General features: G+C 76.3%; 10 protein-coding genes and 1 tRNA gene. 1 reads left to right on the top strand and 10 read right to left on the bottom strand.

Annotated features, from left to right (window positions below; translation table 11 throughout):
• Positions 1 to 73: 73 nt before the first annotated feature.
• From ACU616_RS12155 to ACU616_RS12115, 9 genes are all read right to left on the bottom strand, one after another.
• Positions 74 to 4651, bottom strand: coding sequence for a PKD domain-containing protein (locus tag ACU616_RS12155; protein WP_446758718.1), 4578 nt, complete (start codon positions 4649 to 4651; stop codon positions 74 to 76).
• 230 nt (positions 4652 to 4881) lie between these two features.
• The gene (locus tag ACU616_RS12150) at positions 4882 to 5565 is read right to left on the bottom strand and encodes a hypothetical protein (RefSeq protein ID WP_446758717.1); all 684 of its coding nucleotides are present in this window, start codon (positions 5563 to 5565) and stop codon (positions 4882 to 4884) included.
• The gene (locus tag ACU616_RS12145; protein ID WP_446758716.1) at positions 5562 to 6878 is read right to left on the bottom strand and encodes a DUF1972 domain-containing protein; all 1317 of its coding nucleotides are present in this window, start codon (positions 6876 to 6878) and stop codon (positions 5562 to 5564) included. The genes ACU616_RS12150 and ACU616_RS12145 overlap by 4 nt, the downstream gene beginning before the upstream one ends.
• Before the next feature lie 120 nt (positions 6879 to 6998).
• Positions 6999 to 8504, bottom strand: a complete 1506-nt coding sequence (locus tag ACU616_RS12140; RefSeq protein WP_446758715.1) for a sugar transferase — start codon at positions 8502 to 8504, stop codon at positions 6999 to 7001.
• A gap of 184 nt (positions 8505 to 8688) precedes the next feature.
• On the bottom strand, positions 8689 to 9252 hold the full coding sequence (gene pth, locus ACU616_RS12135; RefSeq protein WP_446758714.1) for an aminoacyl-tRNA hydrolase: 564 nt from the start codon (positions 9250 to 9252) through the stop codon (positions 8689 to 8691).
• Positions 9253 to 9344: 92 nt separating this feature from the next.
• Entirely contained in the window at positions 9345 to 10049 is a 705-nt protein-coding gene (locus ACU616_RS12130; protein WP_446758713.1) for a 50S ribosomal protein L25/general stress protein Ctc, read from the bottom strand.
• Positions 10050 to 10283: 234 nt separating this feature from the next.
• Positions 10284 to 11264 (bottom strand): ribose-phosphate diphosphokinase, encoded by a 981-nt coding sequence (locus tag ACU616_RS12125; protein ID WP_446758712.1) that lies wholly within the window; start codon positions 11262 to 11264, stop codon positions 10284 to 10286.
• A gap of 14 nt (positions 11265 to 11278) precedes the next feature.
• Positions 11279 to 12793 (bottom strand): bifunctional UDP-N-acetylglucosamine diphosphorylase/glucosamine-1-phosphate N-acetyltransferase GlmU, encoded by a 1515-nt coding sequence (gene glmU / locus ACU616_RS12120; protein WP_446758711.1) that lies wholly within the window; start codon positions 12791 to 12793, stop codon positions 11279 to 11281.
• Between the two features lie 78 nt (positions 12794 to 12871).
• Positions 12872 to 12944 (bottom strand) — tRNA-Gln (locus tag ACU616_RS12115).
• A 196-nt stretch (positions 12945 to 13140) separates the two neighbouring features.
• Between ACU616_RS12115 and ACU616_RS12110 the strand changes: the two genes are divergently transcribed.
• Positions 13141 to 14118: an acyl-CoA desaturase gene (locus tag ACU616_RS12110; RefSeq protein WP_446758710.1), complete on the top strand. Its 978-nt coding sequence runs from the start codon at positions 13141 to 13143 to the stop codon at positions 14116 to 14118.
• Positions 14119 to 14153: 35 nt separating this feature from the next.
• Here the strand turns inward: ACU616_RS12110 and ACU616_RS12105 are convergent, their stop codons facing one another.
• Positions 14154 to 15113, bottom strand: a complete 960-nt coding sequence (locus ACU616_RS12105; RefSeq protein ID WP_446758709.1) for a 4-(cytidine 5'-diphospho)-2-C-methyl-D-erythritol kinase — start codon at positions 15111 to 15113, stop codon at positions 14154 to 14156.
• Between the last annotated feature and the right edge of the window lie 18 nt (positions 15114 to 15131).

Raw genomic sequence — 15131 nt, 5'->3', positions numbered from 1 at the left:
CTCCTCCCACGGACGTCAGGACGGCGCCGACGCCCGGTCCCGGGGATCCGGGACCGGGCGTCGGCCCGGCGGGTCAGGCCGGGACGGAGGCGACCGGGCGGGCCGAGAAGGACGTCACCCGGACCGGCACCGGCGCGGTCGCACTGGCCGACAGGTACCCCGACAGGCCCACCGCGCCGGCCGCCTGCAGCGAGACGGTGGTGTCCGTCCGCGTCAGCGTGGGCTGCGCCGGCTCGGGCTGCCCCGCGGCCCACACCGTGGCCGACAGCGCCGTCGTCCCGGTGCCGTCGACGACGAGCCGCACGGCGACCGGGGTGCCGGGCGTGGAGGACACCCCGGGGACGACCACCTCGGCGCCGAGCAGCACCTCGGTGGCCGAGCCCGAGAGGCGGCTGAAGGCGAGCCGGACCGTGCCGTCGGCCAGGTACCGGAGCCGGGCCCGGTACTCCTGGTCGGCCGCCAGGCGACGCCCGACGACGTACACGGTGGCGCCGCCGCCGGTCGGCGCCGCCCCCACGGTCACCGTGGTGCGGACGTCGGCCCGGGTCTGCGCGACGCTGCCCAGGTAGGAGCCGGTGTTGGTGCCCACGGTGAGGCCGAGGGTCGCCGTCCCCGCGGACACCGACTGCCGGGTGGCCCCCGTCGCCGCGGTCCACGCGCCGCCGACGTCGGCGGTCCCCAGGCCACCGGTCACCTCGCGGGCGAAGGCGTCCTGCGCGAAGGGCTGCGGAGCCGGGTCGCCGGCCGGCGCGGTGACCTCGACGCTCCGCGCGGTGGTGGCCGTCGCGCCGTCGTCGTCGGTGACGGTCAGGCGCACGGTGTACGTGCCCGGCGACGCGTAGGCGTGGGTCACCCGCGCCCCTGCGGCCGTGGCGCCGTCCCCGAGCTCCCACGCCCACGCCGCCACCGTGCCGTCGGCGTCGGTGGAGCCGCTGCCGTCGAGCGCCACCGACAGGCCCGTGGCGGTGGCGTCCGCCCGCGCCACCGGAGCCGCGTTGGGCACGGGGCCGCCGCCGGGGACGGGGGCGCCGACCGGGACGGCCGTGAATTCGGCGAACCGGACGGCCACCGGGGCGGTCGCGCTCGCCCCGAGGTAGCCCAGCAGGCCCACCGAGCCCGCCGCCTGCAGCGAGGCGGTCGCGTCGGTCCGCTCGACCAGCGGGGTGGCCGGCTCGGCCGAGGCCGCCGGCCAGGCCGAGGCCCGCAGCGTCGTGGTGCCGCTGCCGTCGACGACCAGGCGGACCGCCAGCGGCGTCCCGGTGGCGTAGCCGGGGACGGGCACCTCGGACCCGACGACGGTCTCGGCGCCGCCGGTGAGCCGGACGACGGCGAGGCGGGCGCTGCCGTCGGCCGGGAACCGCAGCCGGGCGGAGTACTCCTGGCCGGCCGCGACCCGACGCCCGACGACGTACACCGTGGCGCCGGAGCCGGTGGGCACGACCGGGAGCGAGACGGTGGTGCGCACGTCGGCGCCGGGCGCCGCGACCGACCCGAGGAACGCGCCGGTGTTGGTGCCCGCGGTGGTGGCCAGGACGGCGTTGCCCCCGGTCACCGACTGCCGGGTCGCGCCGGCCGACGACGTCCAGGCGCCGCCCGTGGTCGCGGTGCCCAGGCCGCCGCTCACCTCCCGGTCGAAGGTGTCACCGGCCAGGACGCCCGCGCGGACGGTGACCCGCTGCGTGGCAGTCGCGGTCGCGCCGTCGTCGTCGGTGACGGTCAGGCGCACGGTGTAGTCGCCGTCGGCGCGGTAGTCGTGTCCGGCCCGCACGCCGGTGCCGGAGGTCCCGTCACCGAAGTCCCACCGGTGGGCGGTGACCGTGCCGTCGGCGTCCCGCGACGCGGAGGCGTCGAACGACGCCGTCCGCTCGGCGGTGCCGGCCGTGAACGACGCGGTCGGCGGCTGGTTCGGCGGTGGCGCGGCGATGGTCACGGTGGCCGTGCGGGCCGCCGTGGCGCCACCGTCGTCGGTCACCGTCAGTGTCACCGGGTAGGTGCCGGGGGCCGCATAGGTGTGGCCGGCCTGCGCCCCGGTGCCCGTGGCGCCGTCACCGAAGGTCCACGCCCAGGAGGTGATGCGGCCGTCGGCGTCGGTGGAGCCGGCGCCGTCGACGGTGACCGCCGACCCGCTCACCGTGGAGGTGAACGCGGCGGTCGGGATGGCGTTGGCGGGCCGCCCGGTGGTGCCGGCGGCGAAGTGGTTGGCCACCTGCGCCGCGCCGAGCGCCGACGGGTACACCGCGACCTCGTCGACCCGGCCGCTGTACCAGGACTCCGCCTCGACCTCCCAGCTGTACCCGCCGCCGATCCGCCACCAGCCCAGGGTGGGCTGGGCGACGACCACGTCGGAGCGGGCGGCGACCTGGGCGCCGTCCACGTACAGCACCATCGAGCCGGCGCGGAAGGTCGCGACCACGTGGTGCCAGCCGCCGTCGTTGTAGGCCCGCGGGCTGGTCACGACCGCCTTGGCGTTCTGCCAGACGCCGAAGTTCAGCCGGCCCGCGCGGTCGAAGTACACGAGCCGGTCGTGGGAGGGGGCGATACCGCTGGTGCGGTTGCCGAACTCCGCGACGATGCCGCCGGACGTCGTCCGGGTGTTGACCCAGGCCTCGAGGGAGAAGGTCTGCGGCGCCTGCACCTGGGTCGTGGTCGCGGCCAGGCCCGAGCTGGTCCCGCTCAGCTGCGCCGCCGTGTCCGGGTCCCCGGCCAGCGCACCGGCCTGGCCGCGGGCCACCCCCGCGCCGACGGCGAGGTCGTAGCCGCCGGCCTGGTCCAGCGACGCGCCACTGCGCTCGCCGAGGGACCACAGCGACTCCGCGCCGTCGGCCCGCACCGTCTCGACGTAGGACCGGGCGGCCGTGCTGCCCGCGGCCACGGTGACCGGCGTCCACGGCCCGGTGTTGCGGTTGCCCTGCGGGTCGGTGACGGCGACGCGGTAGGTGTGCGAGCCCGCGGTCAGGCCGCGGTCGGTGAACGACAGGAGCTCGCGGTCCCACCAGGTCTGCGAGGTGCTGGTCTCGTACACCGGGGTGGTGCCGTTGTCCCGGTACACGCGGTAGATCAGCACCTCGTTGTCCGGGTCCAGGCTCTCCTGCCAGACGACCCGCGCGGTGCCCGGGGCCGGCGAGGTGACGGTGGGCGTGAGCCCACCGCCGCTGGGCGCCATCCGGCCGGGGGCCGTGCCCGGCAGGGCGAAGCGGACCAGGCCCTGCTGCTCGGTGCCGTTGACCCGCGGGAACTCCCCGGCGTAGACGACGTAGCGGTCGTTGCCGCTGATCGACCACGCGGCCTGGTACTGCCCCGTGGCGGTGCCGGAGGCGAAGATCGGCCACCAGCTGAGCAGCGGGGGCGCCGGCTTGCGGACGAAGTTGGCGTTGTTCCAGACGTAGGGGCCGTTGGTGCCGGTGGCGGTGGTGCCGAACGCCGCGGCGTAGCGGAACTGCCTCGGGTCGTAGTCGGCGTGGGCGCCGATGTTGCCGCAGGCGTGGAGGTGCGAGGCCGTGTAGAGCGCACCGCCGAGCGGGAAGCTGGCGTAGGTGTCGCCCCGGCAGGTGCTGGCCCACAGCAGCCGGCCGCCGGTCGCCTCGGCGGCGAAGGCGCTCTCCAGGTTCCCCGGCCCGTAGTAGTCGTAGGCGGTGCCGTACACCGCCCGGCCGTCGGTGGACAGGCTCCACACCGCGGAGTTGACGCCCTGGTTGGTGATCAGCTGGTTGACCTCGAAGGGTCGGGTGGCGCCGCTCACCGGGTCGAGCGCGCCGATGCCGGTGGCCTTGACCCCGTTGAGGCTGTCGAAGCGGCCCGCGGCGACGACGTGGCCCCCGGCGAGGACGAGTGCCTGGACGACGTTGCTCGTCTGGGAGTTCACCGCGGTGTTCAGGATCGTGTTGCCCTGGGCGTCGCGCTTGGGCGTGAGGGTCTGCTCGTTCTCCCAGACGGGGAGCACGTTGCGGTCCGTCGGGCCGACGCCGGGCACCGGGGCCCAGGGCAGCAGGGCGCCGTTCGCGGAGGACACGGCGGCCAGCCGGCTGCGGCTGGCCGAGCCGACGGCGGTGATCGTCCCGCCGAGGTAGACGGCGCCGGCCGAGGCGGCGATCGCGCGCACCTGGCCGCTCACGCTGGGCCGCCAGTCGGGCACCAGGGCGCCGGTCCGCGTGTCGTAGGCGGCCACCCGGTTGCGCGGCTGCCCGTTGGCGACGGTGAAGTCGCCGCCGACGTAGACGCGCGTGCCGTCGGGCGAGGCGGCGATCGCCAGCGCCTGGCCGTTGAGGTCCGGCGCGAACGACGTCACCAGCTGGCCGGTGCGGACGTCGTAGGCCAGCAGGTTGCGCCGGGGGACCTCCTGGGTGCCCGGGGCCGCGCCCGCGGGGCGGGCGGTGAGGAACCGGCCGGCGACGTAGACGGTGTCGCCGACGACGACCTGCGCCCAGGCGACGCCGTCCTTGCCGTCGGCGGCCTTGCCGATCTGCACCGTCGGCAGGGCGTCGGCGGTCACCGTGACCGGCGTCGCCGGGTCGGCCGGGTTGATCGGCGCGGAGTCCGCGCGGGCCGCGGCCGGTGCGGCCAGACCCAGGACACCGGCGACCAGCAGCAGGCCCAGCAGGCCGGCCACCGCCCGGCGAGCGGTCGTCGTCGACCGCGGCACACGTGCAGACACGTTCGTTCCCCCCATGATCCCGGACGGCCCCACACGGGGCCGGCCCTCACCGAGAGTCACGGTGACACGGGGAACAGGCCGAGGGGGATCACCCGGACAGGTGCCTGCACGCGGAGGACGGGCCCGGATCACCCGCACGGGTCACGCAGCGTCACCGATGGCGGGGTGCGGACACGACGACGCCCGCCCCTCCGGGAGGAGGGACGGGCGTCGGCCGGGCGGGTGTGGGGTCAGTCGGCGGAGCCGGTGAACACCAGGTAGGGCGCGCCGGCCTGGTAGCCGACGGCGAGGGTGAGGGCGTCGCGCTGCCCCTCGGGGACGGTGAAGACGTAGACGCCGGTGGCGTCGGCGCCCGGTGCGGCCGTGCCGGTGAACGGCGCGGACGAGGGGTCCTCCAGCGGCGAGGCCGGGGTGGCGTCGGGGCCGTAGGACAGGTCGACGGCGACGGCGTCGAGCGACACCGGCGTCCCGGACCCGTTGGTGACGCGCACGGTGACCCGGACGGCCGGCCCGGAGACCTGGCCGGGCCCCTGGCCGGTGGCCTCGATCGCCTCGAGGTCCTCGACGGTGGCCGTCACCCCGTTCCCGACGGCGGCCTCCTCGGTGAGCGCGACCGGCGTCAGCCGCGGCGGCAGCTCCTCGGCGGCCTCGGTCGGGCCGGTGGGCCCGGGTGTGGGAGGAGGCGGCGGGACGGTGCCGGTGGGCTCCACGACCTCGGTCGGCGCGGGCGTGCCGGTGGCCCCGGACGCGACCGGGGCGGCGGCCGCGGACCCGCCGGCGCCACCGGTGCCGCCGCCCCCGGCGACGGCGAGCGCCAGGAGCGCGGCGGCCAGGACGGTCCCGGCAGCGACCAGCAGCAGCCGTCCCCGGCCGGACCGTCCACGCCACGAACCGAACCGCTCCGGGAGCCTCATCGGGACACCCCCTCCGCCTCGGGGCGACGGCGGCGCGGCGCCGGGCGGGCCGTCCCGGCCGGCGTCGCGGCCGCGGTCACTGCCGGGACCGGCGGCAGCGGCCCGGCGCCGTCCGGCACCGGCGTCGCCGCCGGTGCGGAGGAGAGCGGCGGGACGGGCAGGTCCGCGGCCGTGGGCCGGCGCCGTCCGCTGGGCCGGCGCGCGGGGACGTCCCGGGCGGCCAGCCGCCGGGCGAGCTCCTCGTAGCCGTCCGCGACGGCGTCCCAGTCGTAGCGCGCGGCGTGCACGCGGGCGCGCTCCCCGGCCCGCCGGGTCCCCTCCGGGTCGGCCTCGGCCGCGGCCAGCTCGCGGGCCACGTCCTGCGGGGTGCGGAACCAGCGGCCGGCGTCGCGGACGACCTCGCGGTTGAAGTCGACGTCGAAGGCGGTCACCGCCGCGCCGGCGCCGATGGCGCGCAGCAGCGAGGGGTTGGTGCCGCCGACGGAGTGGCCGTGCAGGTAGGTGCAGCAGTGGGCGTAGAGCTGGTCGAGCAGCTCCTGGTCCCACAGCCCGCCGAGGAAGCGGACCCGGTGGTCGGCCAGGGCGTGCACGTGGCGGGTGTACTCGTCGGCGTAGGGCGCCGAGCCGACCACCACCAGCGGCTTGGCGGCGTCGCTCGCGGCGTAGCCCTCGACGACGACGTCGACGTGGTTCTCCGGCTCGAAGCGCGCGACGACGAGGTGGTAGCCGCCGGGCTCGAGGCCCAGCTCGGCCAGCCGGTGCGCGCCGGGGGCGATGAGCGGCGCGCCGTAGGTCAGCAGCGTCGTCGGGGCGGCGAAGGCGTCGCGGTAGTAGTCGGCGATGCCCTGGGCGTCGGCGATGAGCACGTCGGACCAGCGGACGGCGAGCGCCTCGGCGGCGCGGTAGTAGCGCCGTCCGGCACCGCCCCACTTGGCGCGCTTCCACTCCAGCCCGTCGACGTGCGTGGCCACCGGGATGCGGGCGGCCCGCAGGGCGGGCAGCAGCGGGGCGTTGGCGGCGTTGAAGACGAACGCGGCGTCCGTGCGGTGGGCCAGCAGGTGGCGCACCGACAGGGCGGAGTGGCTCAGCGTCTCGATCGAGCGGCGGCGGGCGGCCGGCAGGTGCACGAGCTCCATGCCGAGGTGCTCCGCCGGGCGCTCGGCGCCGCTGCCCGGGGTGGTGCGGCAGTAGACGACCACCCGGTGCCCGCGGTCGGCGAGCCGGCGCCCCACCTCCTCGACCGCCGTCTCGAAGCCCCCGTAGCGTGCCGGGACACCGCGGGTCCCCACCATGGCGATGCTCGTGCGGTTCATGGGTCCGTCCTCCGATCAGGTCCGGGTCGGCACTGCGCCCGGCGGTCCTGGCGACGCTAGGGAGAGGGCGGGCGCGTCGGCGTCACCCGCCGGAGGGGGGGTGAGGCGGGCAGCGGCGGCCTAGTAGGCGCCGGAGCGGCCGAGGACGGCGCGCACGGTCTTGACGAGGATCAGCGCGTCGAGGGCCAGCGACCAGTTCTCCACGTACCGGAGGTCCAGCCGCACGGCCTCCTCCCAGGACAGGTCGCTGCGGCCGGAGATCTGCCACAGCCCGGTCAGGCCGGGCTTGACCAGCAGCCGCCGGCTGACCGAGGAGTCGTACCGCGCGACCTCGCGGGGCAGCGGCGGGCGCGGGCCCACCAGCGACATGGAGCCGCCGAGGACGTTGACCAGCTGCGGGAGCTCGTCGAGGGACAGCCGGCGCAGCCACCGTCCGACCCGGGTGACCCGGGGGTCGGCGCGCATCTTGAACAGCAGCCCGTCGGCGCCGTTGGCCGCCTGCAGCGCCTCCAGCCGGCTCTCGGCGTCGACGACCATGCTGCGGAACTTCAGCATCGTGAAGCGCCGGCCGTTCACCCCGACCCGCTCCTGCCGGTGCAGGACCGGCCCCGGGTCGTCCAGCCGGACGGCGAGGGCCAGCCCGAGCAGGAGCGGGGACAGCAGCAGCAGCGCGAGCGCGGCCACGACCCGGTCGACGCAGCCCTTGAGCACCCGGCCCCACCCCTCGAACCGCGGCTGCTCGACCGACAGCAGGGGCAGCCCCTCGAACGGGCGGATGTGCAGCCGCGGTCCGGCCACCTCGATCAGCCCCGGGGCCACCAGCAGCTCGACGCCGCTGCCCTCCAGCTGCCACGACAGCCGGCGCAGGTACTCGGCGGCGGTCTCGCTCGCCGAGGTGACCGCGACGGTGTCGGCGCCGAGCCGCACGGCGGTGTCGACGACGTCGTCGAGGCCGCCGACCGGCACCCCGAGCGCGCCGGCCACCAGCTCGCGGCTCTCCGGCGTCACGCACGCGGCCACGACCTCCAGCCCGGCGTAGCCGTCCCGGCGCACCCGCATGGCCAGCTCGACGACGGCTCCACCGCGGCCGGCCAGGACGACCCGCCGCAGGCAGCGGCCCCGGGCGCGCAGCCGCCGCAGCTGGCAGCGGGCGGCGAACCGCGCGGCCAGGGTGAGGACGGTGACCGCGGGGACGGCGACCACGACCAGCGCGCGGCTGAGTTCGAGCTGGGCGGCGTAGGAGACCAGGCTCGCCAGCGCCACCAGCAGCAGACCGGCCCGGCCGACCCGGCGGTACTCGTCGCTGCCGGTGCCGTGGACCCGCTCGTCGTAGGCGCCGGTCCCCGCCAGCAGCAGCGGCCAGGCCAGGACCAGCAGGCCCGCCGTCCACACCAGGGGCGCGGCGGCGGAGGGCGGGGACGGGTGGGCCGACAGGACCAGGCCGGTGACGGCCGCGGCAGCGGTGACGTCGAGCCCGACCAGGGCCCCGGAGTAGCGGGCGGACCAGCGGGAGGGCGCGGTCGTGCCGGTGGGCCGCGGCCTCCCGGTCAGGACGTCCAGCGCCGGGATCGGGCCCGCGGGCGCGGTGACGCCGACCCGTCCGGCGCCGTGGTGGTTCAGCAGCACGTCTCCCCCTCGAACCGCGTGACTCTCCGTGTGCGGAGGGGAAGAACAGTCACCGAACGTGCTGTGCTGTCGTGCCGCCGATGGCGCCACGTCCCCCGACGCACGAGAGACGCTCACCCAGCGTCATGAGGAAGGCAATGCGGAGAGTGACGGTTCACCCCCTGGGGGCGGCCGCCTCACCCGTTCAGCTACGGGGGTGGACCACGTTCTGTGCCGCCTCCAGGCCCTGCGCGAGGAGTTCCTCGGCGGCGTCGGCGGCCTCGGCGACCAGTAGGTCGAGCTCCTTGCGCTCGGTCGCGGAGAAGTCCTTGAGGACGAAGTCGGCGGGGTCCTGGCGGCCCGGCGGGCGGCCGATCCCGACCCGCACCCGGAGGTAGTCGCGGGTGCCGGTGGAGCGGCTGATCGAGCGCAGGCCGTTGTGCCCGCCCTCGCCCCCGCCCCGCTTGAGCCGGACGGCGGCGAAGGGGATGTCGAGCTCGTCGTGGACGACGACGAGGTCGGCGACCGGCAGCTTGTGGTAGTCGAGCAGCCCGCGCACCGGGCCGCCGGACTCGTTCATGTACGTCGTCGGCCGGGCGAGGACGACGCGGCGGCCGGTCAGCCGGGTCTCGCCGACGAGGGCGCGCGCCCGGGCTCCCTTGCCGGGTGAGAGCTTCACGCCGGCACGGGCGGCGAGCTCGTCGAGGACCATCGCCCCGACGTTGTGCCGGTTGCCGGCGTAGCCGGGGCCGGGGTTGCCCAGCCCCACGACGAGGAAGGGGCCCTCGGAGGGCGGGGACGCCGCAGGGGCGCCGGCCGTGCCGGCGCCCCTGCGGGTCGTGCTCTCGGTCAGCGGGGACCTCAGCTGTTCTCGGTGGACTCGATCGACTCGCCGCTGCCCTGCGCCTGCGGCTCGGGGACGACGTCGCCCTCGCCGGTGCCGCTCTCGGCCGGCGCGGACTCCTCGCGCTCGATGCCGGCCTCGGCCTCGGCCTCGGCCAGCTCGGCGTCGAGCTGCTCGGCGGTCGGCGCGCCCAGGAAGCCGATGACCAGCGCCTCGGGGTCGGTGACGAGCGTGGCACCGCGGGGCAGCACCAGGTCGGCGGCGGTGATGTTCTGGCCCGCCGTGCGGCCGGTGACGTCCACCTCGATGGTGTCGGGCAGCGCGGTCGCGTCGGCCTCGATCGCGACGGTGTTGAGCTGGTGGTTGGTGATCGCGTCCACGCCGGGCTCGCCGACGACGACCAGCGGCACCTCGACGGTCGTCTTCTCGCCGCGGCGGACGGCCAGCAGGTCGACGTGCTCGTGCTGGCGGGTCAGCGGGTCGCGCTGCACCGACTTGGTGAGCGCGAGGTGCTCGGCGCCGTCGAGGACGACGGTGATCAGGGCGTTGGTGCCGCCGTTGCGCAGCACGGCGGCGAACTCCAGCGCCGGCAGCGACAGGTGGACGACGTCCTGGCCGTGCCCGTACAGGACGGCGGGGACGCGGCCGGCGCGGCGGGTCCGGCGGGCGCTGCCCTTGCCGAACTCGGTGCGGGGCTCGGCGACGAGGCGGAAGTCGGCCACGGTGGTGTGCTCCTCAACAGGTGGGTCGGTCTGCGGGCCGGCGGCCGGGCGCGGCACACCTCGCAGGAGCACACGCACGTCGATCACGGAGTCGGACGGGCCGCTCCCTCGCCGGGCTCTGCCATCTTACCCGGCCTCCGGCCGGGTGACCGCGGCCAGGTGCCGTCCCCCCGCTGCGTGGAGCCGTCCCCGTCCGTCCTCGGGGGACCCTCCGGGCCCCCACTCGGCGGACCGTCAGCTGGCGCCGCCGAAGAGGCTGGTCACCGAGCCGTCCTCGAAGACCTCCTTGATCGCCCGGGCCAGCAGCGGGGCGATGGACAGGACGGTCAGCTTGTCGAACTGGCGGGACGGCTCGATGGGCAGCGTGTTGGTCACGATGACCTCGCTGATCCGGCTGTTCTTCAGCCGGTCCACCGCCGCGCCGGACAGGACGCCGTGGGTGGCGCAGACGATGACGTCGGCGGCGCCGGCGTCGAAGAGCGTCTCGGCGGCCTTCACGATCGTGCCGCCGGTGTCGATCATGTCGTCGACCAGGATGCAGACCCGGCCCTCGACCTCGCCGACGACGCGGTTGGCGACCACCTCGTTGGGCCGCATCGGGTCGCGGGTCTTGTGGATGAAGGCCAGCGGGACGCCGCCGAGCTTGTCGCTCCACCGCTCGGAGACGCGCACCCGCCCCGAGTCCGGCGAGACGACGGTGATCTCGCGGTCGCCCCAGTTGCCCTTGACGTGGTCGACGAGCAGGTCGAGGGCGAAGAGGTGGTCGACCGGGCCGTCGAAGAAGCCCTGGATCTGCGCGGTGTGCAGGTCGACGACCATCAGCCGGTCGGCCCCGGCGGTCTTGAACATGTCGGCGACCAGGCGGGCGGAGATGGGCTCGCGGCCGCGGTGCTTCTTGTCCTGCCGGGCGTAGGGGAAGAACGGTGCGACGACGGTGATCCGCTTGGCCGAGGCGCGCTTGGCGGCGTCGACCATGAGCAGCTGCTCCATGAGCCAGGTGTTGATGGGCGCGGAGTGGCTCTGCACGATGAAGGCGTCGGAGCCGCGGACCGACTCCTCGAAGCGGACGAACAGCTCACCGTTGGCGAACTCGTAGGCCGCCGTCGGGGTGGGGGTGACGCCCAGGTGGCCGGCGATCTCGTCGGTCAGCTCGGGGTACGCCCGGCCGGAGAAGAGCATCAGGCTCTTGCTGGTGGTCTGCCGGATCGCGCTCATCGGCTCTGCTGCCCCTACTGGTCGTGGTTCCCGTCGGGCTCCGTCGGCCGGTCCGCACCGTCGCCGCCGGTCACGGGCCGGGCACCGGCCGCGTCCTCGGCCGGTCCCGTCGCCGCCGCAGCGGCCTGCGCGGCGGCGGTGCCGGGACGGCGGCGGCGCACCCAGCCTGCCACATTGCGCTGCGCCGCCCGCGCCACACCCATGGCCCCCGGCGGGACGTCGTGCGTGATCACCGACCCCGCGGCGGTGTAGGCGCCGTCCCCTACGGTGACCGGCGCGACGAGCATCGTGTCCGAGCCGATCCGCACGTGGTCGCCGATCGTCGTGTGGTGCTTGGTCACGCCGTCGTAGTTGACGAACACGGTGGCCGCCCCGACGTTGGCACCCCGCCCGATGGTCGCGTCGCCGACGTAGGACAGGTGCGGCACCTTGGAGTCCTCGCCGACGCGGGCGTTCTTGGTCTCGACGAAGGCGCCGACCTTGGCGCCGCGCGAGAGGTCGGTGCCCGGCCGCAGGTAGCTGAAGGGGCCGACCGTGGCCCCGGGCCCGACGACCGACCCGAGGCAGTGCGACCGGACCACCGACGCGCCCTCCCCCACCCCGGTGTCGACGAGCGTGGTGTCGGGGCCGACGACGGCGCCGGCCCCGACCGACGTCGTCCCGTGCAGCTGCACGCCGGGCAGCAGCCGGGCCCCGGCGGCCACCGACGCGGTCACGTCGACCCAGGTGGTGGCCGGGTCGACGACGGTGACGCCGGCCCGCATGAGCCCGTCGAGCACGCGGTCGTTGAGGGTGCGCCGCCGCGCGGCCACCTCCCGCTGGTCGTTGCAGCCCAGCACGTCGTCGGGGTCCTCGGCCACCGCGCCGGCGACCGGCTCGCCGTCGCCGACCAGCAGGCCGACGGCGTCGGTGAGGTAGAGCTCGCCCTGGTCGTTGTCCTGGTCGATGCGCGCCAGCGCGCGGCGGAGGGCGGCGGCGTCGCCGACGTAGACGCCGGCGTTGACCTCGGTGATCGCCCGCTGCTCGGGTGTGGCGTCGCGCTCCTCGACGATGCCCGTGACCGCGCCGGAGGCGTCGCGGACGACGCGCCCCAGGCCGGTGGGGTCCTCGACCTCAGCGGTGAGGACGGTGAGGACGGCGCCGGCCGCCCGGTGCGCCTCGACCAGCGCGGTGACCGTCTCCGGCCGCAGCAGCGGGGCGTCGCCGTTGACGAGCAGGACCGGGCCGGTCAGGTCGGGGGCGGCGGCCAGTGCGACGGCGGCGGCGTGGCCGGAGCCGCGCTGCTCCTCCTGCACCACCGGCCGCGCGCCGGGCGCGACGGCGGCCAGGTGCTCGGCGACGGCCTCGCGGCCGGCGCCGACCACCACCAGCGTCGTGCCGGCGCCCAGCGGCCCGGTCGCCGCGAGCACGTGGCCGAGCATGCTGCGCCCGCCCATCTCGTGCAGGACCTTGGGCGTGGTCGAGCGCATCCGGGTCCCCTGCCCGGCGGCGAGGACGACGACGGCGGCGACTGCCTGCTGCGGACTCACTGATCTCCTCCGACGGTGGACGGACCGCCGGAGGGGCGACCCGGTGCCTCGGCACGGGTGCGCGTGCCCTCGGCGCTGCTGGGGGACTCGGACTCGAACCGAGACTTCCCGGCTCCAAAGGCCGGCGGGCTGCCGATTACCCCATCCCCCACCGCGGCGCCGTCCCGGCGGCACCACGCGGACGAGCCTAGGGCGCTCCCCGTGGCGGGGCACGGAGCAGGGGGCGGCCGGAGCCGGGGCGCGCCCGTCCGGACGGCGGGGGTGCGGCCGGTGACGTAGGTTACGGCGTCGAAGCCACCGGCCGTCGCGCCGGAGCGTCCTCGCCACGGACGACCCCTGGAGGCCACGTGTCCGCTCCCTCCCTCACCCGGCCGTCGGCCTTCCGACCCGCCGATCCCGACCGGGGCCTGCCGCCGAACGCGCTGGGCAAGGAGAAGGGGCACCTCGAGCAGCTCACGCTCTACGTCTTCGTCGTCGTGCCGTTCCTGGCACTGGCCGCCGTGGTCCCGGCGGTGTGGGGCTGGGGCCTGTCCTGGCTCGACGTCGGCCTGTTCGTCGCCTTCTACTTCGTGCCGCTGCTCGGCGTCACCGTCGGCTACCACCGGTACTTCACGCACGGGTCGTTCAAGGCCACCCGGTCGCTGCGGATCGCGCTGGCGATCGTCGGGTGCATGGCCATCCAGGGCCCGGTCGTGCAGTGGGTCGCCGACCACCGCCGCCACCACGCCTTCTCCGACCGCGACGGCGACCCGCACTCGCCGTGGCGCTACGGCGACGACACCCGCGCGCTGCTCCGGGGCATGTTCCACGCCCACCTCGGCTGGCTGTTCGACCGGCGGCAGACCAACGCCGCGCGCTACGCCCCCGACCTGCTCAAGGACCGCGGCCTGCGGGTCACCAGCCGGCTGTTCATCGTGTGGGCGTTCCTGAGCCTGGCCCTGCCGGCGGCGATCGGCGGCCTGGTGACGGGCAGCTGGGCCGGCGCCTGGACGGCGTTCTTCTGGGCCGGGCTGGTGCGCACCGCGCTGCTGCACCACGTCACCTGGTCGATCAACTCGATCTGCCACGTCGTCGGCAGCCGGCCCTTCGCCTCCCGCGACCGGGCCACCAACTTCTGGCCGCTGGCGATCCTCAGCGGCGGCGAGTCCTGGCACAACCTGCACCACGCCGACCCGACCTGCGCCCGCCACGGCGTGCTGCGCGGGCAGGTCGACATCAGCGCGCGGGTGATCTGGGTGTTCGAGAAGCTGGGCTGGGCGCACTCGGTGAAGTGGCCCGACCCGGTCCGCCTGGCCGCCAAGCGCCAGCAGCCCGCCGCCGCGTAGACACCGTCCGGAGGACGGCGGGCCCCCGCGGTCCCTCACCCCACCAGGCGGGCGCCGGGGACGGGGCCGTGCACGACCCGGACGGTGCGGAACACGCCCTCGCCGGCCAGGACGGCGGCCAGCCGGACGGCGGCGTCCTCGTCCTCCGCCAGCGCGGCCACGGTCGGGCCCGAGCCGCTCACCAGGGCCCCGGCCGCACCGGCACCGGTGGCGCTGCGCAGCGCACGGCGCAGGGCCGGGCGCAGCGAGACCGCCGGCGCCTGCAGGTCGTTGTCCAGCGCGGCGGCCAGCGCCTCGACGGGACCGCTGCGCAGCGCGGCGAGGACCGCCTCGGGCGAGGAGGACGCCGCGCCGTCGGGCAGCCGTCCCGCGGCGCGCAGCCGGTCGAGCTCGGCGTAGACCGCCGGCGTGGACAGCCCGCCCTCGGCGATGCCGAGCACCCAGTGCCACCGTCGCCGGGCCAGCACGGGGGTGAGCTGCTCCCCGCGGCCACCGCCGAGGGCGACGCCGCCGGCGAGGCTGAAGGGGACGTCGCTGCCCAGCCGCGCGGCCAGCGCCGTGAGGTCGCCGCGGGTGGCGTGCGTGCCCCAGAGCGCGTCGAGGGCGACCAGGGTGGCCGCGGCGTCCGCGCTGCCACCGGCCAGTCCGGCGGCGGCCGGGATCGCCTTGTCGACGGCGATGGTGGCGTCGGCGGCCACGCCGGCGTGCTCCGCGAGCAGCTCGGCGGCCTGCCACACCAGGTTGCGCCGGTCGGTGGGCACCGGGTCGGCCCCGCCGGCGCCCTCACCGGTCACGGTGACCGACAGGCCCTCGCCGCGGCGCACGGTGACCGTGTCGAGCAGCGAGACGGCCAGGTAGACGGTCTGCAGCGCGTGGAAGCCGTCGGGCCGCAGCGGGCCCACGGCCAGCGAGACGTTGATCTTGGCGGGTGCGTGCGCGGTGACCGCGCCGTCCCCGCGGGTGTGCCCGGGCCCACCCGGCGACGACCAGCTCACGACGACCGGCTCACGACG

Source organism: Geodermatophilus sp. URMC 62, from assembly GCF_052931475.1.
Note: the sequence above shows the minus strand (reverse complement) of the source record. Positions and strands in the feature narration are given on the sequence as shown.

What these genes read in the sequence shown, in the direction of transcription:
- ACU616_RS12125 (WP_446758712.1), bottom strand. Translation starts at nt 11,264, where the DNA reads ATGAGCGCGATCCGGCAGACCACCAGCAAGAGCCTGATGCTCTTCTCC.
- ACU616_RS12150 (WP_446758717.1), bottom strand. Translation starts at nt 5,565, where the DNA reads ATGAGGCTCCCGGAGCGGTTCGGTTCGTGGCGTGGACGGTCCGGCCGG.
- ACU616_RS12145 (WP_446758716.1), bottom strand. Translation starts at nt 6,878, where the DNA reads ATGAACCGCACGAGCATCGCCATGGTGGGGACCCGCGGTGTCCCGGCA.